This window comes from Phaeobacter sp. B1627, from assembly GCF_006265095.1.
In the GTDB taxonomy this organism is placed as follows: Bacteria; Pseudomonadota; Alphaproteobacteria; order Rhodobacterales; family Rhodobacteraceae; genus Epibacterium.
Window position 1 is genome coordinate 48728 of the sequence record NZ_VCNK01000014.1, and the last position, 26306, is coordinate 75033.

The window sequence follows — 26306 nt, forward strand, 5'->3', positions numbered from 1 at the left end:
AGACCGGTCGCATGACACGCCGAGGCCGACCGCAATGATACAGCCCCATCTGCCCCTGACCCGCGATCTGGTGCTTGTGGGCGGCGGGCACAGCCATGCGCTGGTGCTGCGGATGTGGGGGATGAAACCGCTGCCCGGCGTGCGGCTCACCCTGATCAACCCCGGCCCGACCGCGCCCTATTCCGGCATGTTGCCGGGCTTTGTCGCGGGTCATTATGACCGCGAGGCGCTCGATATCGATCTGGTCCGGCTGGCGCGCTTTGCCGGTGCCCGTCTGGTTCCGGGCGCCGCAGAGGGGATCGATCCGATCGCGCGCCGCATCTCTGTGCCCGGGCGGCCCGCAATCGCCTATGACCTGGCCTCCATCGACATCGGTATCACCTCCGCCATGCCCGCGCTGCCGGGGTTTGCCGACCATGCGGTGCCCGCAAAACCGCTGGGCGCCTTTGCGGCGGCATGGGACAGCATCCGTCAGGGCGAAGGCCCCGTCCGCATCGCCTGCATCGGCGGCGGCGTGGCCGGGGCGGAGCTGCTGCTGGCGATGGCCTACGCCCTGCGGCAACAGGGCCGACTGGCCGGGGCCACATTGATCGACCGCGGCGCGGCCCTCTCGACCCTCGGCCCCCGGAGCCAATCCCGCCTGCGCGACGCCCTTCGCGCCCATGACATCGAGATCCGCGAGCATTGCGAAGTGACCGAGATCACGGCCCGGTCCGTCTGCCTGGGCGACGGCAGCGAAATCGCCAGCGACTTCACCGTCGGGGCCGCCGGGGCGAAACCCTATTCCTGGCTCGCGACCTCGGGCCTTCAGCTGCACGAGGGCGCGCTTGTGGTGTCGCCGGGCCTGCGCACCTCGGACGAGGCCATCTTTGCCAGCGGCGACTGCGCCCATATGGCCCATGCCCCACGCCCAAAGGCCGGTGTCTATGCCGTGCGTCAGGCGCCGGTGCTGTTTCACAATCTGCAGGCGACACTGGCGGGCGGCCGACTGAAGAGCTACCAGCCGCAGGCGGACTACCTCAAGCTCATCTCCATGGGCGCAAAGACCGCGCTGGCCGACCGCGGCGGGCGCAGCTTCGCGGGGCCTGTGCTATGGCGCTGGAAAGACCACATCGACCGGAGCTTCATGGCAAAATTCGCCAAACTTCCGGTCATGGCCATGCCTGCCCTGCCACGGTTCCGCGCCAAAGGGCTCGATGCCGCCGTGGGAGACAAGCCCCTCTGCGGCGGCTGTGGCTCCAAGGTGGGGCGGCGCAGCCTGCAGGCGGGACTGGGCCATTTCACCGGTGCCAGCCGCCCGGACGTCACCCGGCTGCCCGGTGACGATGCCGCACAGCTCAGTACCGGCGGCGCGACACAGGTCCTCACCACCGACCACCTGCGCGCCTTCACCGAAGACCCGGTCACCCTGACGCAGATCACGGCCGAGCACGCCCTGAACGACATCTATGCCATGGGCGGCGACCCCCAGGCCGCCACCGTCACCCTGATCCTGCCCCGTCAGTCCCCCGCCCTGCAGGAACGCCTGCTGGCCGAAATCGCCGAAGCCGCCGATGCGGTGATGAGCCGTGCGGGCGCGGCCATCGTGGGCGGGCATACCTCGCTCGGCTCCGAACTGACGGTGGGATTCACGGTCACCGGCCTGTGCGACACCGCCCCGGTGACCCTCGCGGGGGCACAGCCGGGCGATCATCTGATCCTGACCAAACCGCTCGGTTCCGGCACCATTCTTGCGGCGGAAATGTCCGGTCAGGCCCGTGGACGCTGGGTGCAGGGCGCGCTGGACCTGATGCGCCAGAGCCAGCGCAAGGCCGCCGAGATCCTGCGCGACGAGGCGCACGCCATGACCGACGTCACCGGGTTTGGCCTGATGGGGCATCTGCAGGGGATCTGCGCCGCCTCCGCGCTTGGCGCCGACATCCGCTTTGGCTCCATTCCGACACTGCGCGGCGCGCCGGAACTGGCGGAGGCCGGACTACGCTCGACCCTGTTTGCGGAAAACGCCGCGCTTGTGCCGGACCTCGTGGTCACCGGCGCGCGGGCCTTGGTGTTTGACCCGCAGACCTCCGGAGGCCTTTTGGCCGCCGTCAGCCCGGATCAATCGGAAATCCTGCTCAACCGTCTGCGCAACCACGGCTACCGCGCCGCAGTGATCGGTCGCATGACAGAGACCGGCGGTGGCATCACCCTGCGCTAGCCCGTCTGTCCTCACGCCCCGGCCAGGGTCAGAACAAGGACAGCGTCAGAACAAGATCAGGCGGGGGTCAGGCCAATTTCAGGACAGGGCCGCCAAAGTCGTCAGTATAGTGTCCGCCGCCCGGTTCAGATCGCGCGCGTCAAGGGTCGGCACCGCGATCCGCGCGAGGACCTCCGCCCGGTAGCGGCCGCGCGCCTTGCGATAGGCGGGATCATAGTGATCGGCCATCAACCGCTCGGTCAGGGCCGGTTTGTCACCTGCGTCAATCAGCTCCATCCAGCGGTCCACCACCGCATGAGACCGATGCGCGCGCAGCGGATCCAGCCGCCTGCGCAGCCTGTCGCCGTCCGAGAGGATATCGTCATAGGCCTTCGCCAGATAGGCACAACGCGCCGCAAACGGCACCTCCAGATCGATCCTCGGCGCCGCCTTCATCGCCGACCAGAGACTTGGCGGCAGACTCCGCGCTCCGATCTTGCTGGCCTCGGCCTCGATCAGCACCGGGCGCGCCGGATCCATCCGCAACAGGGTGCAGGCGATCAGGCTTTCAAACCGCTTCTGGTCCGGCTGCCCGCCCGGCATATCCCCCAGCAAGGACCCCCGGTGACCCGCCAGCCCCTCAAGGTCCAGCACCTGCCCGCCCCGCTGCCCCACCTGCTGCAGGAGCTCCGTCTTGGCCGTGCCCGTCAGCCCGTCCAGCAGCACCAGCCGATGCGGCAGCACATCCCGGTAGAGCGCCGCATGCACCAGACGGCGATAGGTCTGATAGCCGCCGCTGACCACCTCGGCCCGCCAGCCGATCTGCTGCAGCATCCAGGTGAAGCTGCCCGACCGCTGCCCCCCGCGCCAGCAATAGACCAGCGGTCGCCAGCTGCCCTCGTGGTGGCTGAGCCGATGCTCAATGTGATCGGCGGCGTTGCGAAACACCATGGCAGCGCCGATTTTGCGGGCCCGAAACGGATTGTCCTGCACATAGATCGTTCCCACCTCGGCGCGTTCCTCATTGCTGAGAACGGGCAGATTGAGGGCGCCGGGCACATGGTCCTCGGCGAATTCCGCCGGGCTGCGGACATCGATCACAGTGTCGTGCCCATGGGCGAGAAAATCGGAAAGTGTTTGAAACGACTGGGCCATGCTCCATCTCTATCGTCACGGGGCATGCAACAAAACAGAAATCCCGCCCCGCGCGGGTCCCCTCCCGGAACGACCCGATGATCCCCACGATCAAAGATCGGTAGAACGCCCACCATGCCGGACCGTGATTTTGAATTCGACCGCTTGCCTGCGACGCTCATTCGGCGCCTGAACCAATTTGCCGTTGCGCGGTTCACCACCAGCATGGCCGAGGCCGGGCTGGATCTGACGCCGGTCCAGTTTTGCGCGCTTGCCGCATTGCACGCCCATCCCGGCGTCGATCAGGCGACATTGGCAGGCCTGATCGGATACGACCGCGCAACCCTCGGCAAGGTGGTGGGTCGGCTGGAAACCAAGACGCTGCTGAAACGGCAGATCCCCGCAAATGATCGCCGCGCCCGCAGCCTGCATCTGACCCGGGCCGGCGCAGAGCTGCTGGTCAGGGCTGAGCCCTTGGTGGAGCAGTTGCAGCCGGACATCCTCGCAGGCCTCACCCCGGCCGAGCAGTCAAGGTTGGTCAGCCTGCTGGGCAAGCTCCTGTGCGCGCTGGAACGCGGCGCACATGACGCCCCGCCGATGCTGTCCTCCCGGTCCGAGGATCCGTGACGCCCCAGGCCGCGCAATGCAGGCTGTTCAGTTCCCCAGCCGCTCAGCCGCGCCCACGCGCCAGTTCAATGCGGGCTTCGATCAAAGACAGATCCGCAATGATCCGGCGCCGTTGCGTGCGATCCCCGGTGTCGCGCAGCTCGGCGCGCAGGCGCGCCAGTTCACGACTGAGCGAGACCACCTCCGGCACCGCGCCTGCGTCCTTCAGGATGCGGTTCATCACCGCGTTCTCCGGGTCATCGCAGGGGGGCAGTGGCTTGCCTGCGCCTTCGAGGTTGTCAAAGGCGCCGTCTTGTTCCGCAGCCGCGATCCGCGCGTTGATGAGGTCGATCAGAGGATGGTCCATTGCCGCAGAAATAGCGCCCACCGGCCGATGGTGCAACCGTGCGCCCGGGACTTCAGAGCGATGGGAGGCCCGCACGCCCAAGGCAGGGAAGTTGTCCCCCGCACGGCATGCGCCCCCGCACCCCAATGAAAACCCCCGCCGGATCGCTTCGGCGGGGGTTAATACTGTGTTACCAATATGTCACACATCCTGACCCATTGTTTCGCACGCGAAACATCAGGTCAGCAGTGCTGACTTATTTCTTGGTGATGCGACCATCGGTATAGGCGCTGTAGGGACCTTCGGCAGCCAGGAACTCTGCGACCACATCTGCCAGATCGGGACCGAAGTCATAGGCGTTCTTGTCATCGCCCGAGAACATCTTGTAGCCGTCACCGCCATTGCGAACATAGTTGTTGGAGACCACACCGTAGATCTTGGCCGGATCGATCGGGGTTGCCGTTTCGCCCTCCAGAACCATCACGTCGGAAACCCGCGCGCCCGGCTCTTTCGAGGCGTCAAAGGCAAAGCTCAGCCCTGCGACCTGCGGGAAACGCCCGCCGCCTTCCTCGACCTGGCTGACACCGTTTTCCAGCGCATCAATCATGGTCTGACCGCTGATCTGGAAGGTCGACAGGGTGTTCTGGAACGGCAGAACCGTCAGCACTTCGCCCATGGTGACCTCGCCCGCGTCGATGGAGGAGCGCAGGCCGCCGCCGTTCTGGATCGCGATGGAGACGCCCTGATCCTTCACCCGTGCCAGCATCGCATCGGCCACCAGATTGCCCATCGGGCATTCCTCGGCGCGGCAGACATCGCGCGAGCCTTCGATTGCGGTCTCAGCTGCCGCCACCACTTTGTTGCGGATCTCGTCCAGCGGCGCCGCCAGTTCGGCAATCCGGGCCACGGTGGTTTCGTCCTCGGACACGGCTGCATCCATGATCAGCGGCTCGCCCGCGGCCTCGGTCACATTGCCCGCGTCATCGAATGTGACGTTCAGCTCGCCCAGGAATTTGCCATAGGCATAGGCCTGTACGATCGCCACGTCGTTCACCATGGTCGGATAGGGGCCGGCCGCACGATCGGATTCGTTGGACAGATAGGTGTTGGAATGGCCGCCGACGATCACATCGACGCCGGTGGTGCCCGCAGCGACTTTCTGGTCGACCACATAGCCCGAGTGGCTGAGCACGATGATCTTGTTCACGCCGCTGGCAGTCAGACGGTCCACCTCGCCCTGCACGGCCGCGACAGGATCCGAGAAATGCACGTTGGGACCGGGGCTTGCCAGCTCGTCGGTGTCTTGGGGCGTCAGGCCGATCAGGCCGATCTTCTCGCCGCCCTTTTCAATCACCGTGGATTTCAGCAGCTTGTCGGACAGGAATTTCTCGGCCGAGAAATCGGCGTTGGACATCAGCACCGGAAAGTCCACCGCATCCATGAAACCGCGCAGCACTTCGGGGCCGTCGTCGAATTCGTGGTTGCCCACGGTCATGCCGTCATAGCCGAGCTTGTTCATCATCTCGGCAGCGACCTTGCCCTTGTAGTAGGTGTAGAACAGGGTGCCCTGGAACTGGTCGCCCCCATCCACAAGGATCGAATTCCCTGCCCGCGCACGGGCCGCTTCGACCGCCGTCACCAGTCGAGCGGAGCCGCCAAAGCATTTGCCTTCTGTGTTGTCCTCGGAGGAGCAGCCGCTGTCGTATTTGCTGATCGGCTCAAAACGGGCGTGAAAGTCGTTGGTATGCAGAATCGTCAGCTTGTACTCTGCCGCCGCCATGCCTGCGGTCAGACCCAGCGCTGCGACAGTTGTCAGAAAACGTGCGATCATGAGATATTCCCTCACCTTTGTTATGGCACCGGAACCGGTGGTGTTATGCGACCGATACTCGGGGTGTTTGCCCGGTCAGTCAAAGCCATTTTACCTGACAGCACCAGCTCGACGCAGGGGAAACTTTGATATGGTGACAACACAAGCATCTTGCACCGGACACGGCCTGCGGGCATGAGGGATCTCATGCTGATATACAAGATTTTCCGTGACGATGAGTGGCGCGCCTTCGAGGCCGCCGGTGAAACCGAGGGCGCGCCCGTAGATCTTGCGGACGGGTTCATTCATTTCTCGACCGCCACGCAGGCTGCCGAAACCGCTGCGCGCCATTTTGCCGGGGCCGAAGGGCTGTGGCTTCTGGCCTTTGACGCGGACGCCCTGGGCGATGCGCTCAAATGGGAGCCCTCGCGCGGCGGGGCGCTGTTTCCGCATCTCTTCCGCCGGCTTCAGCGCGCCGAGATGCTCTGGGCCAAGCCGCTGCCGCTGGTGGATGGCCAGCATCAGTTCCCCGGCGAGATGGTCTGACACACCGCTTTGATACGCCGCTCTGATGCACCGCTCTGATGCACAGCAGAGCTGACAGTCTACTCTCAAACGCCGCTCTGACAGAAGGACCCGAGACCGATGAAGCTTTCCGAGACACTGGCGCTGGCGGTGCTGCACCGTATGGATCCGGAGGCCGCCCATGGCCTGTCCATCCGGGCGCTGAAGGCCGGGCTGACACCGCGTCCCGGCCCTGTCACCTCCGCCCGGCTGAAAACCGACGTGGCCGGGCTGTCGCTGCCCAACCCGGTGGGTCTGGCAGCCGGGTTTGACAAGAACGCCGAGGCGCTCGCCGCCCTGACGCAGGCGGGCTTCGGCTTTATCGAGGTGGGGGCCGCGACGCCCCGCCCCCAGCCCGGCAACCCCAAACCCCGCCTGTTCCGCCTGACCGAAGACCGCGCAGCCATCAACCGCTTTGGGTTCAACAACGCCGGGATGGAGGTGATCGGCTCCCGCCTTGCCAAACGTCCTGCGGCAGGGGTGATCGGCCTCAACCTCGGGGCCAACAAGGACAGCGCTGACCGGGCGCAGGATTTCGCGCAGGTGCTTGGGCACTGCGGCGCGGACATCGATTTTGCCACCGTCAACGTCTCCTCTCCCAACACCGAAAAGCTCCGGGATCTGCAGGGCAAAGCCGCGCTGTCCGCGCTGTTGGCAGGGGTGATGGAGGCACGGGCGGATCTGCCGCGGCCGATCCCCGTCTTCCTGAAGATCGCCCCGGATCTGGATCAGTCGGCACTGGATGACATTGCGGCGGTGGCGACCGAAAGCGGGATCGACGCGGTGATTGCCACCAATACGACCCTGTCACGCGCGGGGCTGCAGAGCCGCCACCGCGACGAAGCCGGCGGGTTGTCCGGTGCGCCCTTGTTCGAGGCCTCGAACCGGATCCTGGCGCAGCTCTCGCAGCGTCTGGACGGTGCCGTGCCGCTGATTGGCGTCGGCGGGATCTCCTCTGGGGCAGAGGCCTATGCCAAGATCTGTGCGGGTGCCTCGGCAGTGCAGCTCTACACCGCTCTGGTCTATGGCGGGCTGTCGCTGGCGGGGGAGATCGCGACAGATCTCGACGCGCTGCTGGCGCGGGACGGGTATGACACCGTCGCGGAGGCCGTTGGCAGCAAACGGGCTGACTGGCTCTGACCGGCGCGCCGTGATCTGCAGCGGAGCGGGGCTGGACCGGACCGGGGGTCGGTGAGCTCCCGCGCGGCTCCGCTGCTTTGAAAAGCCGCGTTTCCCCTTGGGCCGGGCAGGCCGCGCCGAAGGCGCGGCCTGCCCCCCGGCGATTTGCACAGCAAAGCGCAAACCCTCGGCCGCCCGCCATCCTGCCACGCAAACGTTCCTCAGCCCCCGTCTCTCAGGCCGCAGCGACGGCCCCCAGCAGCCGGGGATAGCGCGCACCAAGGGTCACCGCCCGCGCCACATTCAGCACCATCACGGCCAACCACAGCCCATGGTTGCCCAAGGCCGGTACAAAAACCGCCAGCGCCAGACAATACACTCCAACCGACTGCAGCATGGCGATCCGCATGTCCCGGGTCCAGGTGGCCCCGATGAAAATCCCGTCCAGCATATAGCTTGCGACGCTCACCAACGGCGCCAGAGCCACCCAGAACAGGTAGTGGCGCGCCACCGCGCGCACATCCGGCGCGGTCGCCATCAGGTCAATCAGCACCGGCCCGAAGACCCAGAAACAGCCGGCAATCACCACCGACAGACCCAGCCCCCATTGTCCCGACACGGTCACCGCCTGGCGCAGGCGGCCGGGATCGCGGGCCCCCACCGCACCGCCCACCAGCGCCTCGGCGCTGAAGGCGAACCCGTCCAGCGCAAAGGCCGTGATCTCCAGAAACTGGATCAGCACCTGATTGGCCGCCAGCGTGACATCGCCGAGGTCCGCTGCGAGAAAGAGAAAGGTGGTGAAGGACACCGTCAGCAGCACCGAGCGCAACATGATGTCGCCATTGACCTGCATCATCCGCCGCAGCCGCCCGCGATCAAAGATCCGGCCCCAATCATACCACTGATTGCCCCGAAACGCCGATCCGCAGAGCCAGAGCCCCAGCGCCAGCCCGGTCCATTCCGCCAGCAACGTCGCCGTCGCGACCCCCTCGACGCCCCAGCCGAGGCCCAGAACAAACCACAGATCCAACAGGATATTCAGCCCGTTCATCCAGATCTGCAGCACAAAGACGCCGCGGGTGCGTTCCATTGCGATCAGCCATCCGGTGACCGCATAGAGGCCGATGGTCGCAGGCGCCCCCCAGATCCGGATTTCCAGATATTGCCGGGCCAGGCTCTCCACTTCGGCGCTGGCGGGCGAGAGCGCAAAGGCACCGCGGAACACGAGGGCCTGCGCGAGGATGAAGAGCAGACCGGCCGCCCCCGCAAGGATCAGCCCCCGCATCAGCAAGGCGCCGGTCTCGGCCTCATCACCGGCGCCACGGGCCTGCGCCGCCAAGCCGGTGGTGCCCATGCGCAGGAAGCCGAAGACCCAATAGATGGTTGACAGGATCACCGCGCTGATACCGACGGCCCCGATCGGCGCCGCCTGCCCCAGCTGCCCGACAACGCCCGTGTCGACCGCACCGAGGATCGGGACGGTGGCATTGGACAGAACAATGGGCAGCGCAATTTTCAGCACCCTTGCGTGGGTGATCGGCCCGCTCGCCTCAGACATGTGCAACGTCCCTTGAAACGATCAGATCAGCTCTCGGACGCGCGGTCCTGCGGCATCAGGAAATGGCCGGTGGCCTGGGCAAACAGCTTGTCCTTGTGATCCTGCCAGGCCTCCACCTGGACCGACGCATAGCGCCGCCCCGAGCGGTTGACAGTGGCGCGCGCGTAGGAATCGCGTGGCAGGCCCGAACGCAGATAGTCGACGGTGAAATCGATGGTCTTCGGCAGCCGTGGCATCTGTCCGGATGTCATCGCCTCCACATCCAGCGCGCCGGATTCGAACTGCGGCCAGAGGTGGAACCATTGCAGGGTGATCACCGCCGTGACCTCCAGAAAGGCCGCCGTCGCGCCGCCGTGCACTGCTGGCAGCAGGGGGTTGCCGATCAGGTTGTCATGGAAATGCATGGTCGAGGTCACCTCGTCCCCGCGCCGCTCGAAGGTGATGCCGAGAAAGCCGATATAGGGCACCGATTCGACCAGCGCGCTCAATGCTGCATCGCGACGTTGCTTGATCACCTGTACGGGTTCCGGACGGGGGCGGCTCATCGCTTGATCTCCACGGTGAAGGCGCCCGAGGCCGTTGCCACCGGGGTTTCGGTCTCATCATCGGTGGCAATCGCCCGCACGAAGGCCACGTTGCGGGTGACATGGTGACAGGTGGCGGTGGTGCGGATGGTCTGCCCCGGCGTGGCCCCGCGCATATAGTCGATGCGCAGATCGATGGTGGCGGTGCTGGAGGGGGCGCTCGGGTGGCTCATCACGGCCGCGCCGCAGCAGGTGTCCATCAGCGCGGACACGGCGCCGCCGTGGATCACGCCGGTGTCCGGGTCGCCGATCAGCTTCTTGTCATAGGGCATCACGATCACCGCGCGGCCATCGCCGATCTCGGTCAACTCCATCCCCAGCGCCCGCGAATGCGGGATTGCTTCGATGAACTGACGCGCCAGTTGGGTCTTGTCGGCCATGAGCTGCTCCTTGCCCGGATGTCCCCCTTTTATTCCGCGCAGCCCGCCAAAGCGCAAGGCCTGCAAAAACTCGCAGTTGCACCACTTGGTTCAGTTGCATAGGTTGCGCCTCAAGGGAGGACGTGGATGACCGAGACATTACTGTCATTCAAGGAGATGTGTGCGCAGTTCGATGTAACCCCGCGCACCCTTCGGTATTATGAATACATTGAACTGCTGAAGCCGGACCGGCAGGGTCGGTCACGGTTTTACGGTCCCCGCGAGGTCGCGCGCATGAAGCTGATCCTGCGCGGCCGGAAATTCGGGTTTCAGCTGGAAGAGATCCGGCAATGGCTGATGATCTATGAAAACGAAGGCAACGCGGCGCAGATGCGCGCCTTCATCGAAATGGCCGACCGCCAGATGAAAGAGCTGCAGTCGCAGCGCCAGCAGATCGAGGACGCGATGCGCGAACTGGGCACGCTGCGCGAAGCAACGCTCAAGCTGCTGGACTGAGGGAACGCAGACGCGCCGGACAGGAGGACAGGCTGGCAGAACAGGCGGGCAGAACAGGCTGGCCCGCCCTCTGACCCTGTCCCTTCTGACCCTGTCCCTCATACCTCGCACCTCATACCCCGGCATATCCCGGCCGGTGCCTGTGCACCCTGAGTATTTCGTCTGATAATTCCCCCCGGGCGCCGGCCCCGTCGGCGCGGGATTTCGTTGACCCTTCATTTTTACGAAGTTTTCGCGATCCCCCCGGTTCGTTTCGGGCGAGGATCACCTTGACGTAGCGTCACCTCCCCTTGTCACAACGTCACCTTCAGAAGTGACGCGGCGTCGAAGTTACGTAAACGTAAAGTTCATGTTGTAACCTTTGGGCAGACGCCTAAAGTTGACGTTGTGACCATCAACGTAAAGAGACCCGTGACCGAAGACATCAAATCCATTCGCGAGATGTGTGACGAGTTCGGAGTGACTCCGCGCACGTTGCGGTTCTACGAGGCCAAGGAACTGTTGTTTCCGACCCGGGATGGTCAGAAGCGTCTGTTCACCAAACGCGACCGCGCCCGGCTGAAATTGATTCTGCGCGGCAAGCGCTTTGGCTTCAGCCTGGAGGAAATCCGTCAGCTTCTGGACCTCTATCACATGGGCGACCAGCAACTGACCCAGCTGAGCCGCACCTATGAGATCGCGCAGGACCGTCTGGCCGACATGGAACGTCAGCGCGACGAGCTGAACGAAGCCATCGACGACCTGAAAGATCAGCTGAAATGGGGCGAGAAAGTCATCGCCTCCATGCGAAACGGTGCGAAGGCCGCGGAATAACCCCGCAGGCCCTCGTGCAACCGGCCATTCGGCCAGCCGGCCCCAAGTGCCGTCCACCAATATCTGACCGCGAATAGCGCAACCGACGAGGAACGCGATGCCAAGCTACACCGCCCCCACCAAGGACACACAATTCGTCCTGCATGACGTTCTGAACATCAAAGACTCCGGTATTCCGGGCTATGATGAGCTTGATCCGGAGTTCACCGGTGCCGTCCTCGAAGAGGCGGGCAAGATCGCCAGCGCCGTGCTGCATCCGCTGAACACGGTCGGTGACACCGAAGGCTGTCGGCTGGAAAACGGCGTGGTCTATACGCCGACCGGCTTCAAGGAGGCCTTCGAGCAGGTCAAGGAGGGCGGCTGGACCGGTCTCGACATGCCGGAACAATACGGCGGCCAGAACATGCCCTATGTCATGGGCACCGCCGTGGGCGAGTTCTTCTCTGCCGCGAACCAGGCGTTCACCATGTATCAGGGCCTGACCCATGGTGCGGCCTCGGCAATTCTGGTGCATGGTACGGACGCGCAGAAGGATATGTATCTGCCCAAGATGGTGTCCTGCGAATGGACCGGCACCATGAACCTGACGGAGCCCCACTGCGGCACCGATCTCGGGCTGATGCGCACCAAGGCAGAGCCGCAGGACGACGGCTCCTACAAGATCACCGGCCAGAAGATCTTTATCTCGGCGGGCGACCACGACATGGCGGAGAACGTTATCCATCTGGTGCTGGCCAAGATCCCCGGCGGCCCCGAGGGCATCAAGGGTGTGTCGCTGTTCATCGTGCCGAAGTTCATTGTCAACGATGACGGCACCCCCGGCAGCCGCAACGGTGTCTCGGTCGGAAAGATCGAAGAGAAGATGGGTATCCACGGCAATTCCACCTGCGTGATGGATTATGACGCGGCCACGGGCTGGTTGCTGGGCGACATGCACAAGGGCATGCGCGCCATGTTCACCATGATGAACGAGGCCCGGCTTGGGGTTGGCATGCAGGGTCTGGCACAGGCCGACGCCGCCTACCAGAACGCGCTGGACTACGCCAAGGACCGCCTGCAGGGGCGCGATGTCACCGGCGTCAAGAACCCCGACGGCCCGGCTGATCCGCTGATCGTGCACCCGGACATCCGTCGCAACCTGATGGATCAAAAGAGCTTTGTCGAAGGCGGCCGGGCGTTCCTTCTGTGGGGGGCGACGCTGATCGACAAATCCCACCGCGGCGAGGACAAGGACGCGCTCGGGCTGATCTCGCTGATGACGCCGGTCATCAAGGGCTTCTTGACCGACAAGGGCTACGACATGACCGTGCAGGCCCAGCAGGTCTATGGCGGTCATGGCTACATCGAGGAATGGGGCATGTCGCAATACACCCGCGACGCCCGTATCGCGATGATCTACGAGGGCGCCAATGGCGTTCAGGCGCTGGATCTGGTCGGCCGCAAGCTGGCGCAGGACGGCGGCAAACACGTCATGGCCTTCTTTGAGCTGATCAAAGCGTTCTGCAAGGAAAACGGCGATATTTCCGAGGCCTACACCAAGGAGTTCATCGATCCCCTGAAGGCGGCCTCGAAGGATCTGCAGGCGGCTGGCATGTATTTCATGCAAAACGGCATGAAGAACCCCAACCACGCGCTCGCCGGGTCCTATGACTTCATGCATATGTTCGGGCAGGTGTGCCTCGGCCTGATGTGGGCGATGATGGCAAAGTCGGCGCAATCGACGCTTGACGCGGGGGCCTCTGACGCGGCGTTCTACGAGACAAAGATCGCCACCGGCCGCTACTACATGGCACGTCAGCTGCCTGCCACAAAACTGCACCTCGCCCGTATCGAGACCGGCGCCGACACGGTGATGGCGCTCGCGGCCGATCAGTTCTGATTGCAGCAGGCTGTGACCTGAGAAACGGATGCGCCTTTCGGGGCGCATTCGGTCCCTGTGACGGCCGGGGCGCATTTGGAGATGAGAGGATCCGGATATGCCCAAACGCTTTCGCCTGACCCGCCGCTTTCCCGTCGCCATGACGGAGGACGGCTATCGCAGGCTCAAACGGTTTGCCCATGAGGCCGGTCTGGATGAGGGAGAAGCCCTGTCCTTCCTGTTCGAACATTTCGACAGCGTCACGGACACCGAAAACCTGAGCCACCGGCTGCGGCTGTTCAACGCCGAACTGGAGGCCCGAAAACGATAGCGCAGGTCGAACAGATCGCGCCAAAGGGGAGAGAGATGGACGCAGATTTGGATTTTCGGTCCTCTTCCGCATGGATGACCGACGAACATCAGATGCTTGCCGATATGACCCGGAGCTTCATCAGCCGGGAGTGGGCACCGAAGTTCGAAACCTGGCGCAAGCAGGGCGAGATGGACCGGTCGACCTGGTCCGAGGCTGGCGAGCTGGGGCTGCTGTGTCCGTCTGTTCCCGAAGAATATGGCGGCGTCGGCGGCGATTTTGGCCATGAGGCCGCGATTCTGATCGAAGCCAGTCGCGCCAATCTGGCCAGCTGGGGCCACGGCATCCATTCTGGAATTGTTGCGCATTACATCCTGTCCTACGGCACCGAAGAGCAAAAACGGCGGTGGCTGCCGAAGATGATCACCGGCGAGTTGGTCGGCGCCCTTGCGATGACGGAACCCTCTGCGGGCTCGGATGTGCAGGCGATCCGGACAAAGGCCGTTCTGGACGGGAATATGTACCGGTTGAGTGGTCAGAAGACATTCATCACCAACGGTCAGCACGCCAACCTCATCCTGGTCGCGGCCAAAACCGACCCCTCTGAGGGCGCCAAGGGGATCTCTCTGGTGGCGCTGGAGACCGACCACGCCAAAGGTTTCACGCGCGGTCGGAACCTGGAAAAGGTCGGCCTGCATGCAGCGGACACCTCCGAATTGTTCTTCGACAACATCGCGGTTGCGCCGGAAAACATTCTTGGCGGTGGAGAAGGTCAGGGATTCTACCAGATGATGCAGCAGCTGCCACAGGAGCGTCTGATCATCGCCTGTGGCGCTGTCGGCGCCATGCAGGGCGCGGTGGAACGCACCATTGCCTACTGCAAGGAGCGTGAGGCCTTTGGCGGACCGCTGACACAATTTCAGAACACCCGATTCAAGCTGGCCGAATGCCTCACCAAAAGCAAAGTTGCCCGCGCGTTTCTTGATGAGTGCATGGTGGAGCACCTACGTGGAGAGTTGACGGTCGCAAAAGCCGCCATGGCAAAATACTGGATCACCGACACCCAGGGAGACGTGCTGGACGAATGTCTGCAACTGCATGGTGGCTACGGTTTCATGCAGGAATATGCGGTGGCGGAGATGTGGGCCGACGCGCGCGTGCAACGCATCTATGGCGGAACAAACGAGATCATGAAGGAACTGATTGCGAGGTCGTTGTGACACATCAGTCGCGGTTCTGTGATGAGATCGGTGGATGCCTCCGGCGGAGGTATTTCAGAAAAGATGAAAGCAAGGGGTGCATCCGCCCCCTGGCCTTGCGCCTAATGGGCGGATGCACTTTCACCTTTTACGGCCATCGGCTCCCCAGCCTGTACCGCACCGCCATATTGCCGCCTTCTTGGTTAATATTCCCTCAATTCAATTCATCTTTTGAGAAATACCTCACGGGGGTGTGGGGGTGTGAAACCCCCACCGTGCCATCACCAGAAAGAGGAGCGGTTTGATATGGAACTCTATTGCTTCGGAGAAAGCGGACATTCGTACAAAGCGGCACTGGCGCTGGAGCTCGCGGGGCTGGAATGGACCCCGGTGTTTGTTGATTTCTTCAGCGGCGAGACACGTGGCGAAGATTTTCGCGATGCGTTGAACGAAATGGGCGAATGCCCGGTTCTGATTGATGGCGACCTGACGCTCAGCCAGTCGGGGGTGATTCAGCAGTATCTGTCTGACACCTACGGGCATTTCGGCGGCTCCGGCGCGGAAGACAAACGCGAAATCCTGCGGTGGCAGCTTTGGGACAACCACAAGCTCTCATCCATGGCTGGCATGTGCCGGTTTTTGATGAATTTCATACCCCGGGACAAACGCCCGGCAGAGGTCATTGCCTTCCTGCAGGGGCGTCTCAGAGGTGCCTATGGAATTCTGAATGCGCATCTGGCGGAGCGTGACTGGATGGTCGGCCAATCTGTGACCAATGCCGATCTGACCTGCTGCAGCTACCTATACTACCCAGAACCCTTCGGGTTTGACCGCACCGAATGGCCCCATATCGACACCTGGCTGGCGCGTATCAGCGACCTGCCCGGCTGGAAACACCCCTATGATCTGATGCCCGGCAACCCGTCGGATCGAGCTTGAGGAGACTATAATGACCGAAGCGTATATCTATGATGCCGTCCGTACCCCACGCGGCAAGGGCCGCAAGGATGGCGCGCTGCAGGAGGTGACCTCGGTACGCCTCTCCGCGCTGACGTTGAACGCGGTGAAAGAGCGCAACAACCTGGAAGGCCACGCGGTCGAGGATGTGATCTGGGGCAATGTGACCCAGGTGATGGAACAGGGCGGCTGCCTGGCGCGCTCGGCCGTGCTCGCCTCTGATCTGGATCAATCCATTCCGGGCCTGGCGATCAACCGGTTCTGCGCCTCCGGCATGGAGGCCGTGAACCTGGCGGCCAACCAGATCAAGGGCGGTGCGGGCGATGCATATATCGCCGGCGGCGTGGAGATGATGGGACGCGTGGCCATGGGCTCGGATGGTGCGGCCATCGCGGTCGACCCGACATTGGCGATGGAGACCTATTTCGTGCCCCAGGGCATCTCGGCTGACATCATCGCCACCGAATATGGCTTCAGCCGCGATCAGGCCGATGCATTGGCCGTTGAATCCCAGCGTCGCGCCAAGGCGGCCTGGGACGACAACCGCTTTGCCAAATCCATCATCACCGTGCGCGACCAGAACGGGCTGCCGATCCTCGGCCATGATGAATACATGCGCCCCGGCACCGACATGCAGGCGCTGGGAGCGCTCAATGCATCGTTTCAGATGATGGGCGAGGTGATGCCCGGCTTTGATGCGGTAGCGAAACTGAAATACCCGCATCTGGAGCGGATCAACCACATCCACCACGCGGGCAACTCCTCCGGCATCGTCGATGGCGCCGCGGCCGTTCTGATCGGCAACAAGGAATTCGGCGAGAAACACGGGCTGAAACCGCGCGCCCGCATCCGCGCCACCGCCAAGATCGGCACCGACCCGACCATCATGCTGACCGGCCCCGTGCCCGTCACAGAAAAGATCCTTGCCGACAGCGGCATGAAGATCTCTGACCTCGACCTGTTTGAGGTCAACGAGGCCTTTGCCTCGGTGGTTCTGCGCTTCATGCAGGCCTTTGATATCGACCCGGCCGTAGTGAACCCGAACGGCGGCTCGATCGCCATGGGTCACCCGCTGGGCGCCACCGGTGCGATCATCATCGGCACCCTGCTGGACGAATTGGAACGCCAGGACAAGGAATGCGGTCTGGCCACGCTCTGCATTGCGTCCGGAATGGGGGCCGCAACCATCATCGAGCGCGTCTGATGCCAAAGCTCGACCTGTCACAGATCCCGGCGCGGGACGGAACCAGCTACCCAGGCCGGCTCGCTGCGTGTGTTGCCGGGCGCAGCGCACAACCGCTCGGCGATGCCGGGGGGCTCAGCCAGTATGGTGTGAACCTGGTGCATCTGGAGCCCGGCGCCCTGTCGAGCCTGCGCCACTATCATATGGAGCAGGACGAGTTCGTCATGGTCACCGCGGGCGCTCTGGTGCTGGTGGATGATCAGGGCGAGCAGGCGATGAACCCGGGCGATTGCGCCGCCTTCCCCAAGGGCGACGCAAACGGCCACCACCTTATCAACCGTAGCGATGCGCCGGCCTCTTTCCTCGTGATCGGAACGAGGACCGCAACCGAGACCGCAATCTACAGCGACCTCGACATGATGGTGCAGGTCGCAGACGACATATCAAGCTACACCCGGAAAGACGGCAGCCCGCTGACGGCTGACCAGATCGGAGACGAAACATGAGCGATTTCACATACGACGTAGACGCAGACGGCATTGCCATCATCACCTGGGATGCGGTCGACAAGAGCATGAACGTATTGACCCGCGAGGCCTTCAGCCTGGTGGAGGAGTTCATCGACCGCGCCCTTGGCGACGATGCGGTCAAGGGCGTGGTGATCACCTCGGGCAAGAAGGATTTTGCCGGCGGTATGGACCTGAACGTGCTGGCCTCCATCCGCGAGGAATCCGGTGAGAACCCGGCGCAGGGCCTGTTTGATTTCACCATGAACGGGCACCGCATCCTGCGCAAACTGGAACGCGCCGGCATGGAGCCCAAGACCAACAAGGGCGGCAAGCCCATCGCCTGTGCCATCAACGGCACCTGCGCGGGCATCGGCACCGAAATCGCACTGGCCTGCCACTATCGCGCCATGACCGACAATCCCAAGGCAAAGATCGGCCTGCCGGAAATCCTGCTGGGCATTTTCCCCGGTGGCGGCGGCACGATCCGCTACTCCCGCATGGTCGGGGCCGTGGCGGCCGCGCCCGTGCTGCTTGAAGGCAAGATGCTGGACCCGAAAAAGGCCAAAGGCGCGAGCCTTGTCGATGAGGTCGCCGCCGATCCGCTGGAAGCGGCCCGCCAATGGGTGCTGAACGCGAAACCTGCTGACATCGTCAAACCCTGGGATGCCAAGGGCTATAAAATGCCCGGTGGCGCGCCCTATCACCCGGCCGGTTTCATGAACTACGTCGGCGCATCGGCGATGGTGCATGGCAAGACCCAGGGCGCCTTTCCGGCCGCCAAGGCGCTGCTCTCTGCCGTCTATGAGGGCGCGCTGGTCGATTTTGACACCGCGCTGAAGATCGAGGCGCGCTGGTTCACCCATGTTTTGATGAACCCATCCTCCTCGGCGATGATCCGGTCCCTGTTCCTGAACAAACAGGCGCTGGAAAAAGGCGCTGTCCGTCCCAAGGGGATCGAGGACCAGACCGTGCGCAAGGTTGGTGTTCTGGGCGCGGGCATGATGGGCGCGGGCATCGCGCTGGTGTCGGCGCAGGCCGGCATGGAGGTTGTGCTGGTGGACCGCGATCAGGCCGCCGCCGACAAGGGCAAGGCCTATTCCGCGAATTACATGGATCAGGGCATCAAGCGCGGCAAGGCCACGGCGGAAAAGAAAGAGGCGCTGCTGGCCCAGATCACCGCAACGCCCGATCTCGATGCGCTGAAGGGCTGCGATCTGATCATCGAGGCCGTGTTTGAAGATCCCGGCGTCAAGGCCGAGATGACCCGGAAGGTCGAGGCGATCATCCCCGACGACTGCATTTTTGCCTCCAACACCTCCACCCTGCCGATCACCGAACTGGCCAAGGCCTCAAGCCGCCCCGAGCAGTTCATCGGCATCCACTTCTTCTCGCCGGTTGAAAAGATGCTGCTGGTGGAGATCATCAAGGGCGCGGAAACCGGAGATCGCGCGGTGGCCAAGGCGCTGGATTACGTGCGCCAGATCCGCAAGACGCCGATCGTGGTCAATGACGCGCGCTTCTTCTACGCCAACCGCTGCATCATCCCCTATATCAATGAGGGCCTGCGCATGATCACCGAGGGCGTCAGCCCGGTGCTGATCGACAATGCCGCGCGTCAGCTTGGTTTCCCGGTGGGGCCCGTGCAGCTCAATGACGAGACCTCGATTGATCTCGGCGCCAAGATTGCCCGCGCCACCAAGGCGGCGATGGGCGACGCCTATCCCGAAAGCCCCGCGGATGATCTGATCTTCTGGATGGAGGCCGAAGGGCGTCTGGGCCGCAAGGCGAATGCGGGCTTTTTCGACTATGACGAAAAGGGCAAGCGCACCCACTACTGGCCTGGTCTGGCGGAGAAATATCCCCATGCAGACAGCCAGCCGTCGCTGATCGAGGTGCAGGAACGGCTGATGTTCTCGCAGGTGCTCGAAGCAGTGCGGGCGCTGGAAGAAGGTGTGCTGATGGACATCCGCGAAGGCGATGTGGGCGCGATCCTCGCCTGGGGCTTTGCCCCCTGGTCCGGTGGCCCGCTCAGCTGGCTCGACATCATCGGTGCCCCCTATGCCGCCGAACGCTGCGACCAGCTGACCGAGGCCTACGGCGATCGCTTCGCCTGCCCGGCGCTGCTGCGTGAGATGGCGGAAAAAGGGCAGACGTTCTATGGCCGCTTTGCCCCGGCAGAAGATCAGGCCGCCTGATCCGCAGGGTCTCGGGACAACGCAGGGTCTGGGGACAACAGAGGGTCGCCTTCAGGGGCGGCCCTTTTTCGTGCCCGTTCAGGCCCCACTCAGGCCCCGTTCAGGCCAGCTCTCGCGCCGTGCTGGCCGGTTCAGGCGTCGTTCCGCCGCAATCCTGACCCGGGCCTGTGCGCCCCAGGTCCGCACGCGCGACCGAGGCCGGCACGCGGTCAGCTCGCTGCGGGGGCGTCAGTTGTAGGTGGCGTATTGCGGCTCTCCGGTGCCACCGCCGCCGGCCAGCACGCCGGGTGTCCAAAAGCTATCTTCGGTGATCATATCAATGACCAGTTCGCGCGCTTCGAGGGCAGAGAGCGGCGTGTAGAGTTTGTCGTCCTGTTCGGTGACACAGTAGTGTATCAAATCCTGCCGGGCGGGACAAAACGCCAGAATATCGGCGTCGATATAGATGACCTCATCCTGATCGAAGGTCAGAATGATTGCCTCCATCGTGACCTGCTGCGGCGAGCGGGAGATCCCGCGATAGCCTTCCAGCGTGCAGGCCGGAACGATGGCATAGGGATCGCCCAGCTTGTCCTCGACCAGGTCATGTTCGATCATGATGCCCTGCTCGGACTTCACCCACATCGGGTTGCGATTGCCGATGGCATCCCGGGGAATGTAGATCGGAGCCATGTCCTGGGCGCAGGCGGTATCTCCGAGCACCAGCACCTGCCGCTGAATGGTCTTCACCGCCTGCATGCCGTGATCGAAGGTCAGGACCTCATCGCCGATATTGAGCAGCTCGACCGGCCGCCAGCCAAAGGAGGTGGCAACCATGGTCCCGGTGAGAAACCCCGCATGGCCCGTGGCCACCATGGGATATTGCGTTGTAAATGCCTCTGCTATCGGGGAGGCATTTCGTTTTGCAAACCAATCCAGCATGTTCCTGTCCTTTCGACCTGATCTTGTGCGACGAACCTCTCAAGGGTTCAAAGCTCCAGCGACCGGTCCATGTTCACGAGTGTAGCAAACCGGTTCGGCCTGGGCGCGGTCTCTTTCGGAGCCGCCAATAGGCAAAGGGATAGGCGTTATTCGTTAAAAGAGTATTCAAATCGTTCGATTTCAACCGCACAGCATTTCCTCACGGCAGAGGCGGCGGCGTCATCGTAATAGGGCCGCCAGTCCCGCTTGCGCTCCGACATATTGGTGCGCGGCAATTTCAGCCGGAACCCGAGATGGTCAAACAGCGGCTCTGCATCGGTCCCGAAATGTTCCAGCCGGATATAGAGGCTGCAATGCTCCTGGCCGTCGGATTGCCGCATGTAAGACGGCACTGGCGCATCGGAAAACGCGCGCATCACCAAAGGGTCGGTGATGAACCCCACAAAGGAGCGAGACTGCGCCAGCGGCACCATCGGGTGGTCGAAACGCTGATGCTGCAGCCAGTGATAGAGGCTGACCGCGCGGTCCCAGGGATTGCGCACGAGGGTGAAGGCAAACATCTGCCGCAGCTCTTCGGGTGTGGCCAGACCTTCGATGTCCGCCAGGGTGGAATGTTTCCACAACCGGCCGCGCGTCGTGACCCCCTGCAGGCGGTGGCGACGTTTTTTCGCCTTGGGCGTGTCGCCGAGCATCTCATCGCTGGCCATGGCGCGCGATTCCAATGCCAGCGCCAGCGCCGTTCCCCCGGTTTTCGGAGCATGGATAAACACGTAATTGCGGCCGCGCGACAGGATCATATGCGCAGGCTAACCCATTCAAACCCATCCCGAAACCACCTTTGACCCGCGCCGCGAACAGAAGAATGGCAGGGCCTTTGCGCAATCTCTTTCAATTTCCGCAAGAGCAGCGCAATATTCCATCCGACGGGGGAATTTCGGACAGGTTACAGGTCCAGACAGGGTACAGGTCCAAACAGGATACAGGGGAGGAGAGCTCATGGGGTGGCTGGCGGATGAAACGGGATTGGAGCGGACGGCAGCGAACTATGTGCCGCTCACGCCCCTGTCGCACCTGCAGCGCGCGGCGCATGTTCATGCGGGCGAAACCGCGCTGGTCTACGGCCAGAGCCGGGTCAGCTATGCCCAATACCATGACCGCTGCACCCGGCTGGCGGCGGCCCTCGCGGGCATGGGGGTGACACCGGGCGATGTGGTGGCCACGATCCTGCCCAACATCCCCGCCCAGGCAGAGGCCCATTTCGGCGTGCCTGCCTGTGGCGCGGTGCTGAACACGATCAACACCCGGCTGGATGTGGAAACGGTTGCCTATATCTTTGACCATGGCGAGGCCAAAGTGGCGCTGGTGGACAGCGAGTTCCTCACGCTCGCCGAGGCGGCCAAGGCGCAGATGGAGGGTGACGGCCCGATCCTGATCGAAGTCCCCGACGGGGAGGCCGGGATCAGCGCCAGTGGCCGCCACCCCACCTATGAGGACATCCTGGCCGAAGCCCCGCATGATTTCGACTGGATCATGCCCGAGGACGAATGGGAGAGCCTTGCGCTCAATTATACATCCGGCACCACCGGGCGGCCGAAGGGCGTGGTCTGTCATCATCGCGGCGCCTACCTGATGACCATGGGCACGGTGATTTCCTGGGGGCTGCGGATCCGTCCCGTCTATCTGACCATTGTGCCGCTGTTTCACTGCAACGGCTGGAATCACACCTGGATGATGCCGGTGCTCGGCGGCACTGTCGTCTGCTGCCGCAATATCACCGCCGAGGCGATCTACACGGCCATCGCGCAGGAGGGCGTGACCCATTTCGGCGGCGCGCCCATCGTGTTGAACATGATCGTCAACGCCAGCGATGCGGATCGACGCGCCTTTGATCATACGGTCGAGGTCTTTACCGCTGGGGCGCCCCCTGCCCCGGCCACGCTGGAAAAGATCGAGGCGCTCGGGTTTCATGTCACCCAGGTCTATGGCCTGACCGAGACCTACGGGCATGTGACCGAATGCCTGTGGAAGGACAGGGAATGGAACAGGCTGGACACCGCCGGACGCGCCGCGATCAAGGCCCGCCAGGGGGTTGCCTTTCCGATGATGGAGGCGGTCACGGTTCTCGATGACACTCTGACGCAGGTGCCCAAGGACGGGCGCACGCAGGGCCAGATCGTGATGCGCGGGAATTCCGTCATGAAGGGCTATCTGAAAAACCCCACCGCCACCGCCGAGGCCTTTGAGGGCGGATATTTCCATTCCGGCGACATCGCCGTGCAGCATCCCGACGGCTATATCCAGATCGCCGACCGGGCCAAGGACATCATCATCTCCGGCGGCGAGAATATCTCGTCTGTCGAGGTCGAGGGCGTGCTGATGGGGCATCCCGATGTCAATCTCGCGGCGGTGGTGGCGAAACCGGATGACAAATGGGGCGAGGTGCCCTGCGCCTTTGTCGAACTGAAGGCCGGTGCCCAGGTCGATGAGGCGGGGCTGATTGCCTTTGCGCGCCAGACTCTGGCCGGGTTCAAGGCGCCAAAGGCCGTCATCTTTGAGGAATTGCCAAAGACATCGACCGGGAAAATCCAGAAGTTTGAGTTGCGCAGACGGTTCAAGACCTTCTGAACACACAATAATCACCTCATATGACCATTGGGCCAGCAAACCGGTTTGCCGCCGGTGCCCGGCCCGTGCTAAAGCCGGTGAAGAACAAGATGGAGCAGGCAGACCGGTCTGATGACGGTACTCCGTGAATTTCAGCGGCTCGAGGCGTCAGGGATCTGGCGCCCGTCGCCAGACGACCAGCGGCGGGACGTGATCGTCTCGCTTGGGGACGCGACGCTGACCATAACCGATATGCAGGACCGACCGCTGGCGCATTGGTCGCTGGCCGCCGTTGAACGCGCCAATCCCGGTGCCTTTCCGGCGATCTACCATCCCGATGGCGACCCCGGCGAAACGCTGGAGCTGGGCGAGGATGAGGTCACCATGCTCGACGCCATCCAGAAGGTGCAGGCCGCCATCCTGCGGGCCCGTCCCCATCCCGGTCGGCTGCGTCTCTTTGGCGGGCTGGGCGTTCTGGTGCTGGCGGTGATCCTGCTTGGCTTTGGCCTGCCCCGCACCATGCGCCAGCAGACCCTCGCGGCCGTCTCCGACGTGCACCGCAAGGCGATTGGACAGGCCTTGCTGGGGCGGATCGAACGGGTCTCGGGTCAGGCCTGTTCAACGCCCGAGGCAGATCCGATCCTGCGGGCCCTCGCCGAGCGCGCCGGCGTGCGCCGGGTGGCGGTGATGCGCTCCGGCATTGCCGAAAGCCTGACCTTGCCCGGCGGCATCGTCCTGATCCACCGCGCCTATGTCGAGGATTTCGAAGATCCCGCGGTCGCCGCCGGGGCCGTCCTCATCGAACGCGCCCGTACGCAAGACCATGATCCGATGGCAGAAATCCTCGATATCGGTGGCATCGTCGCGACCTTCCGGCTGCTGACCACCGGCGAAATCAAGCGCGAGACCCTCGACCGGTATTCCGAGGCGGTACTGGCCGCGCCTCGCCCTGCGGTCGCGGATGAGACCCTGCTGGCCGAATTTGCCCGCGCCGCGATCCCGTCGACGCCCTACGCCTATGCCCGCGATGTGACCGGAGAGAGCACGCTGGGCCTGATCGAGGCCGATCCGATGGCCGGTCGCGATCTGGCGCCGGTGCTCAATGACAGGGATTGGGTTCAGTTGCAGAATATCTGCGGCTGACAGCGGAACCTGTGACCGCCCACAGGACGCCGCTCGCGGGACCTGCTCTGGCCGCGCCCTGCCCACTCCCGAATGGTTGGCTCCCAACTTGGCCCCAGCTGACTGTGGACCCGGCGATTTGGGTTCCAACTGACAAGACCCAAACGGCCTGAACCTGGGCTGACCGAACCTCGCCTGCCCGGATCTCGCCTGCCCGGACCTCAACTGACTGGCCCCCAAATTGACGGACGGCGGGCGCTCTTCAGTTGCTGAGCCGTGCACCCTTGAAACCGGCCGCCTGCACCCGCCGCAACGCTTTTTGCGCACTGCCCGTATAGGGCCCGGACAGGACGACGCTATAGGTCTGACTGCCGCGTGTGACTGTTCCCAGGCGCATGATCAGGCCGGTCGCCTCGGCAAGGCTGTGCGCAACGGCTTGGGCCTCGGCAGGGTCGGCAAAGGTGGCGGCGCGGATATACCGCGCGGGCGCGGATGAGCGATCCGCTGCGGGGCGCGGCGCGCCGGCGGCAGAGCGGGTGGACAAGCGCAGCACCAGATCGCTGTCTCCATCCTGACCGGCGGCAGACCGACCGGGGGTCCCAGCCTGTGCCCCAGTCTGCACCTGTGTCTGTGGCTCTGTCTGTGTCTGGGCCAGCTCGGCGGCGTATAAACGCTGGGCCTTGCGAAGGGAGAACGGGACTTTATCCAGCGGTTGCAGCACCTGTTTGCGCGGCAGCCCGTTGGTCCAGACCTGAGCCATCTGCGCCTCTCCCGCCGCTGTATGCATGCCGCGCGACGCGCTCATGCGGTTGTCATCGCGATTGACGCGCATATAGCCTTTCGGCACCGAGGGGCTCGCCAGCACCGCAGGCCGGATGGTCCGCTCTGCGCGATGCGGGTTCAGGCGTCCGTCCTGCCAAGCGGGCCGATAGCCCTCCGGCACACGTACGTCTGCAAGCAAGAGGCGCTCCTCGTACAGGTGACGCGGCAGGATCCGGGTATCCGGTGTCAGCGTGCTGAGCGGATCCTCACGCTGCGGCCCGCAGCGGACGCCGGGTCCTTTATTGATGTACTGCTGGCTCAGGGCAGAGGCTCCGGCGCAGGGGCCGGTGGCAGGGGCCGGTATCGGCTGTGGCACAGGCGCAGTGGCCGGCCGCACCGGTTGCGGCGTCGGCTGTTCTGCTGGCAGCACCCTGCGGGGCACCACTGCCGCACCGGTGGAGGTCGAGGCCGGGGTCCGTTCGGGCCTGACCGTGGTGACAGGCGGCCGCGCCGCAGCCACCCGAGCCGCCGCAGCCGCAGCCGTTGCGCCGGTCGCCGTCGCGGCCGTCGCATCCGGTGCACGGTCTTGCGCAGCTGCAGGGCCGGACACTGCCGCGGGCTCTTCGGGGGCGAGAGTGATGACATCGGGCCCTTGTTGCGAGACGGGGCGGTTCTTGGTTGTGCCCGCCACGGCGGTCGGCTCGGCTCCGCATAATTGCTGGCGCGCCCGGTTCACCCGCGGCACCCAGTTCACGTTGCCATCGACACCGGCGCGAATAAAGATGCAGCCCTTGCTGTCCACATACTGACGCCCCTGATAGGAGGTCGGCGGAAATTCAGCAGGCTCTGCGGCGCTGCGGATGGTCTGCGCGCCAGCACCTGTGCTCAGTCCGGTCGCCAATATAATGGATACTGCCGCAATTCTTGTTATTTTCATGGACCCGCCCCACAAGATATAGGCTCAGGATGCCCGAAGTCCGAATCCGAGTAAAGCCGTTGGCGGCAACAATATGGCCGCGCGGACCAAATCATCGCCGTTTTGTCCCTCGTTTCGTCGCTCGGGTTTTCCCGCACCTGCAGCCCGGACCCCAGCGTCTGTTC

24 protein-coding genes are annotated in these 26306 nt (G+C 63.8%); 15 read left to right on the forward strand and 9 right to left on the reverse strand.

Annotation, left to right across the window (positions count from 1 at the left end; translation table 11 throughout):
* Window positions 1–34 precede the first annotated feature (34 nt).
* Window positions 35–2197 carry a selenide, water dikinase SelD gene (gene selD / locus FGE21_RS08235; RefSeq protein ID WP_139662822.1) on the forward strand — a complete coding sequence of 721 codons (2163 nt, stop codon included), beginning with the start codon at window positions 35–37 and terminating at the stop codon, window positions 2195–2197.
* Between the two features lie 78 nt (window positions 2198–2275).
* Here the strand turns inward: selD and mnmH are convergent, their stop codons facing one another.
* The gene (mnmH, locus tag FGE21_RS08240) at window positions 2276–3331 is read right to left on the reverse strand and encodes a tRNA 2-selenouridine(34) synthase MnmH (protein WP_139662823.1); all 1056 of its coding nucleotides are present in this window, start codon (window positions 3329–3331) and stop codon (window positions 2276–2278) included.
* Window positions 3332–3445: 114 nt separating this feature from the next.
* Between mnmH and FGE21_RS08245 the strand changes: the two genes are divergently transcribed.
* A complete protein-coding gene (locus tag FGE21_RS08245) occupies window positions 3446–3937 on the forward strand; it encodes a MarR family winged helix-turn-helix transcriptional regulator (RefSeq protein WP_139662824.1) in 492 nt (163 codons plus the stop codon).
* A gap of 43 nt (window positions 3938–3980) precedes the next feature.
* Here FGE21_RS08245 and FGE21_RS08250 read toward each other — a convergent pair whose 3' ends face one another.
* Both FGE21_RS08250 and FGE21_RS08255 read right to left on the reverse strand, forming a co-directional pair.
* A complete protein-coding gene (locus FGE21_RS08250) occupies window positions 3981–4283 on the reverse strand; it encodes a DUF1992 domain-containing protein (protein ID WP_139662825.1) in 303 nt (100 codons plus the stop codon).
* Between the two features lie 235 nt (window positions 4284–4518).
* On the reverse strand, window positions 4519–6093 hold the full coding sequence (locus FGE21_RS08255) for a bifunctional UDP-sugar hydrolase/5'-nucleotidase (RefSeq protein ID WP_139662826.1): 1575 nt from the start codon (window positions 6091–6093) through the stop codon (window positions 4519–4521).
* 186 nt (window positions 6094–6279) lie between these two features.
* Between FGE21_RS08255 and FGE21_RS08260 the strand changes: the two genes are divergently transcribed.
* Both FGE21_RS08260 and FGE21_RS08265 read left to right on the forward strand, forming a co-directional pair.
* Window positions 6280–6618, forward strand: a complete 339-nt coding sequence (locus tag FGE21_RS08260) for a DUF952 domain-containing protein (protein ID WP_139662827.1) — start codon at window positions 6280–6282, stop codon at window positions 6616–6618.
* A gap of 99 nt (window positions 6619–6717) precedes the next feature.
* Window positions 6718–7776 (forward strand): quinone-dependent dihydroorotate dehydrogenase, encoded by a 1059-nt coding sequence (locus tag FGE21_RS08265; protein WP_139662828.1) that lies wholly within the window; start codon window positions 6718–6720, stop codon window positions 7774–7776.
* A 214-nt stretch (window positions 7777–7990) separates the two neighbouring features.
* On the opposite strand, the gene FGE21_RS08270 is transcribed toward FGE21_RS08265, so the two are convergent.
* The 3 genes from FGE21_RS08270 to FGE21_RS08280 are packed head-to-tail and all read right to left on the reverse strand — an operon-like array spanning window position 7991 to window position 10277.
* Window positions 7991–9313, reverse strand: a complete 1323-nt coding sequence (locus FGE21_RS08270) for an MATE family efflux transporter (RefSeq protein ID WP_139662829.1) — start codon at window positions 9311–9313, stop codon at window positions 7991–7993.
* A 26-nt stretch (window positions 9314–9339) separates the two neighbouring features.
* The gene (locus tag FGE21_RS08275) at window positions 9340–9858 is read right to left on the reverse strand and encodes a PaaI family thioesterase (protein WP_139662830.1); all 519 of its coding nucleotides are present in this window, start codon (window positions 9856–9858) and stop codon (window positions 9340–9342) included.
* Window positions 9855–10277, reverse strand: coding sequence for a PaaI family thioesterase (locus FGE21_RS08280; RefSeq protein ID WP_139662831.1), 423 nt, complete (start codon window positions 10275–10277; stop codon window positions 9855–9857). The genes FGE21_RS08275 and FGE21_RS08280 overlap by 4 nt, the downstream gene beginning before the upstream one ends.
* 126 nt (window positions 10278–10403) lie before the next feature.
* Here FGE21_RS08280 and FGE21_RS08285 point away from each other — a divergent pair, with 126 nt between their 5' ends.
* The 9 genes from FGE21_RS08285 to FGE21_RS08325 all read left to right on the forward strand — a co-directional run bounded on the left by FGE21_RS08285 (window position 10404) and on the right by FGE21_RS08325 (window position 19796).
* Window positions 10404–10772 (forward strand): MerR family DNA-binding transcriptional regulator, encoded by a 369-nt coding sequence (locus tag FGE21_RS08285; RefSeq protein ID WP_139662832.1) that lies wholly within the window; start codon window positions 10404–10406, stop codon window positions 10770–10772.
* Between the two features lie 411 nt (window positions 10773–11183).
* Window positions 11184–11585 (forward strand): MerR family DNA-binding transcriptional regulator, encoded by a 402-nt coding sequence (locus FGE21_RS08290; protein WP_139662833.1) that lies wholly within the window; start codon window positions 11184–11186, stop codon window positions 11583–11585.
* 97 nt (window positions 11586–11682) lie between these two features.
* Complete coding sequence (locus FGE21_RS08295) at window positions 11683–13464, forward strand: acyl-CoA dehydrogenase C-terminal domain-containing protein (RefSeq protein ID WP_139662834.1); 1782 nt, start codon at window positions 11683–11685, stop codon at window positions 13462–13464.
* 97 nt (window positions 13465–13561) lie between these two features.
* Window positions 13562–13774, forward strand: coding sequence for a hypothetical protein (locus tag FGE21_RS08300; protein ID WP_139662835.1), 213 nt, complete (start codon window positions 13562–13564; stop codon window positions 13772–13774).
* A gap of 35 nt (window positions 13775–13809) precedes the next feature.
* Window positions 13810–14973, forward strand: a complete 1164-nt coding sequence (locus FGE21_RS08305; RefSeq protein WP_139662836.1) for an acyl-CoA dehydrogenase family protein — start codon at window positions 13810–13812, stop codon at window positions 14971–14973.
* A 285-nt stretch (window positions 14974–15258) separates the two neighbouring features.
* On the forward strand, window positions 15259–15891 hold the full coding sequence (locus FGE21_RS08310) for a glutathione S-transferase family protein (RefSeq protein WP_139662837.1): 633 nt from the start codon (window positions 15259–15261) through the stop codon (window positions 15889–15891).
* A 10-nt stretch (window positions 15892–15901) separates the two neighbouring features.
* Window positions 15902–17113 (forward strand): acetyl-CoA C-acetyltransferase, encoded by a 1212-nt coding sequence (locus FGE21_RS08315; RefSeq protein WP_139662838.1) that lies wholly within the window; start codon window positions 15902–15904, stop codon window positions 17111–17113.
* Window positions 17113–17598, forward strand: a complete 486-nt coding sequence (locus FGE21_RS08320; RefSeq protein WP_139662839.1) for a cupin domain-containing protein — start codon at window positions 17113–17115, stop codon at window positions 17596–17598. The genes FGE21_RS08315 and FGE21_RS08320 overlap by 1 nt, the downstream gene beginning before the upstream one ends.
* A complete protein-coding gene (locus tag FGE21_RS08325; protein WP_139662840.1) occupies window positions 17595–19796 on the forward strand; it encodes a 3-hydroxyacyl-CoA dehydrogenase NAD-binding domain-containing protein in 2202 nt (733 codons plus the stop codon). The genes FGE21_RS08320 and FGE21_RS08325 overlap by 4 nt, the downstream gene beginning before the upstream one ends.
* A 228-nt stretch (window positions 19797–20024) precedes the next feature.
* On the opposite strand, the gene FGE21_RS08330 is transcribed toward FGE21_RS08325, so the two are convergent.
* Together FGE21_RS08330 and FGE21_RS08335 are read right to left on the reverse strand one after the other, a co-directional pair.
* Complete coding sequence (locus tag FGE21_RS08330) at window positions 20025–20717, reverse strand: Hint domain-containing protein (RefSeq protein WP_139662841.1); 693 nt, start codon at window positions 20715–20717, stop codon at window positions 20025–20027.
* 146 nt (window positions 20718–20863) lie between these two features.
* Complete coding sequence (locus FGE21_RS08335; RefSeq protein ID WP_139662842.1) at window positions 20864–21514, reverse strand: sulfotransferase family 2 domain-containing protein; 651 nt, start codon at window positions 21512–21514, stop codon at window positions 20864–20866.
* A 199-nt stretch (window positions 21515–21713) separates the two neighbouring features.
* On the opposite strand from FGE21_RS08335, the gene FGE21_RS08340 reads away from it, so the two are divergent.
* Together FGE21_RS08340 and FGE21_RS08345 are read left to right on the forward strand one after the other, a co-directional pair.
* On the forward strand, window positions 21714–23342 hold the full coding sequence (locus FGE21_RS08340) for an AMP-binding protein (protein ID WP_139662843.1): 1629 nt from the start codon (window positions 21714–21716) through the stop codon (window positions 23340–23342).
* A 111-nt stretch (window positions 23343–23453) separates the two neighbouring features.
* Window positions 23454–24464 (forward strand): hypothetical protein, encoded by a 1011-nt coding sequence (locus tag FGE21_RS08345; protein WP_139662844.1) that lies wholly within the window; start codon window positions 23454–23456, stop codon window positions 24462–24464.
* 241 nt (window positions 24465–24705) lie between these two features.
* On the opposite strand, the gene FGE21_RS08350 is transcribed toward FGE21_RS08345, so the two are convergent.
* Complete coding sequence (locus tag FGE21_RS08350; RefSeq protein ID WP_139662845.1) at window positions 24706–26142, reverse strand: SPOR domain-containing protein; 1437 nt, start codon at window positions 26140–26142, stop codon at window positions 24706–24708.
* Between the last annotated feature and the right edge of the window lie 164 nt (window positions 26143–26306).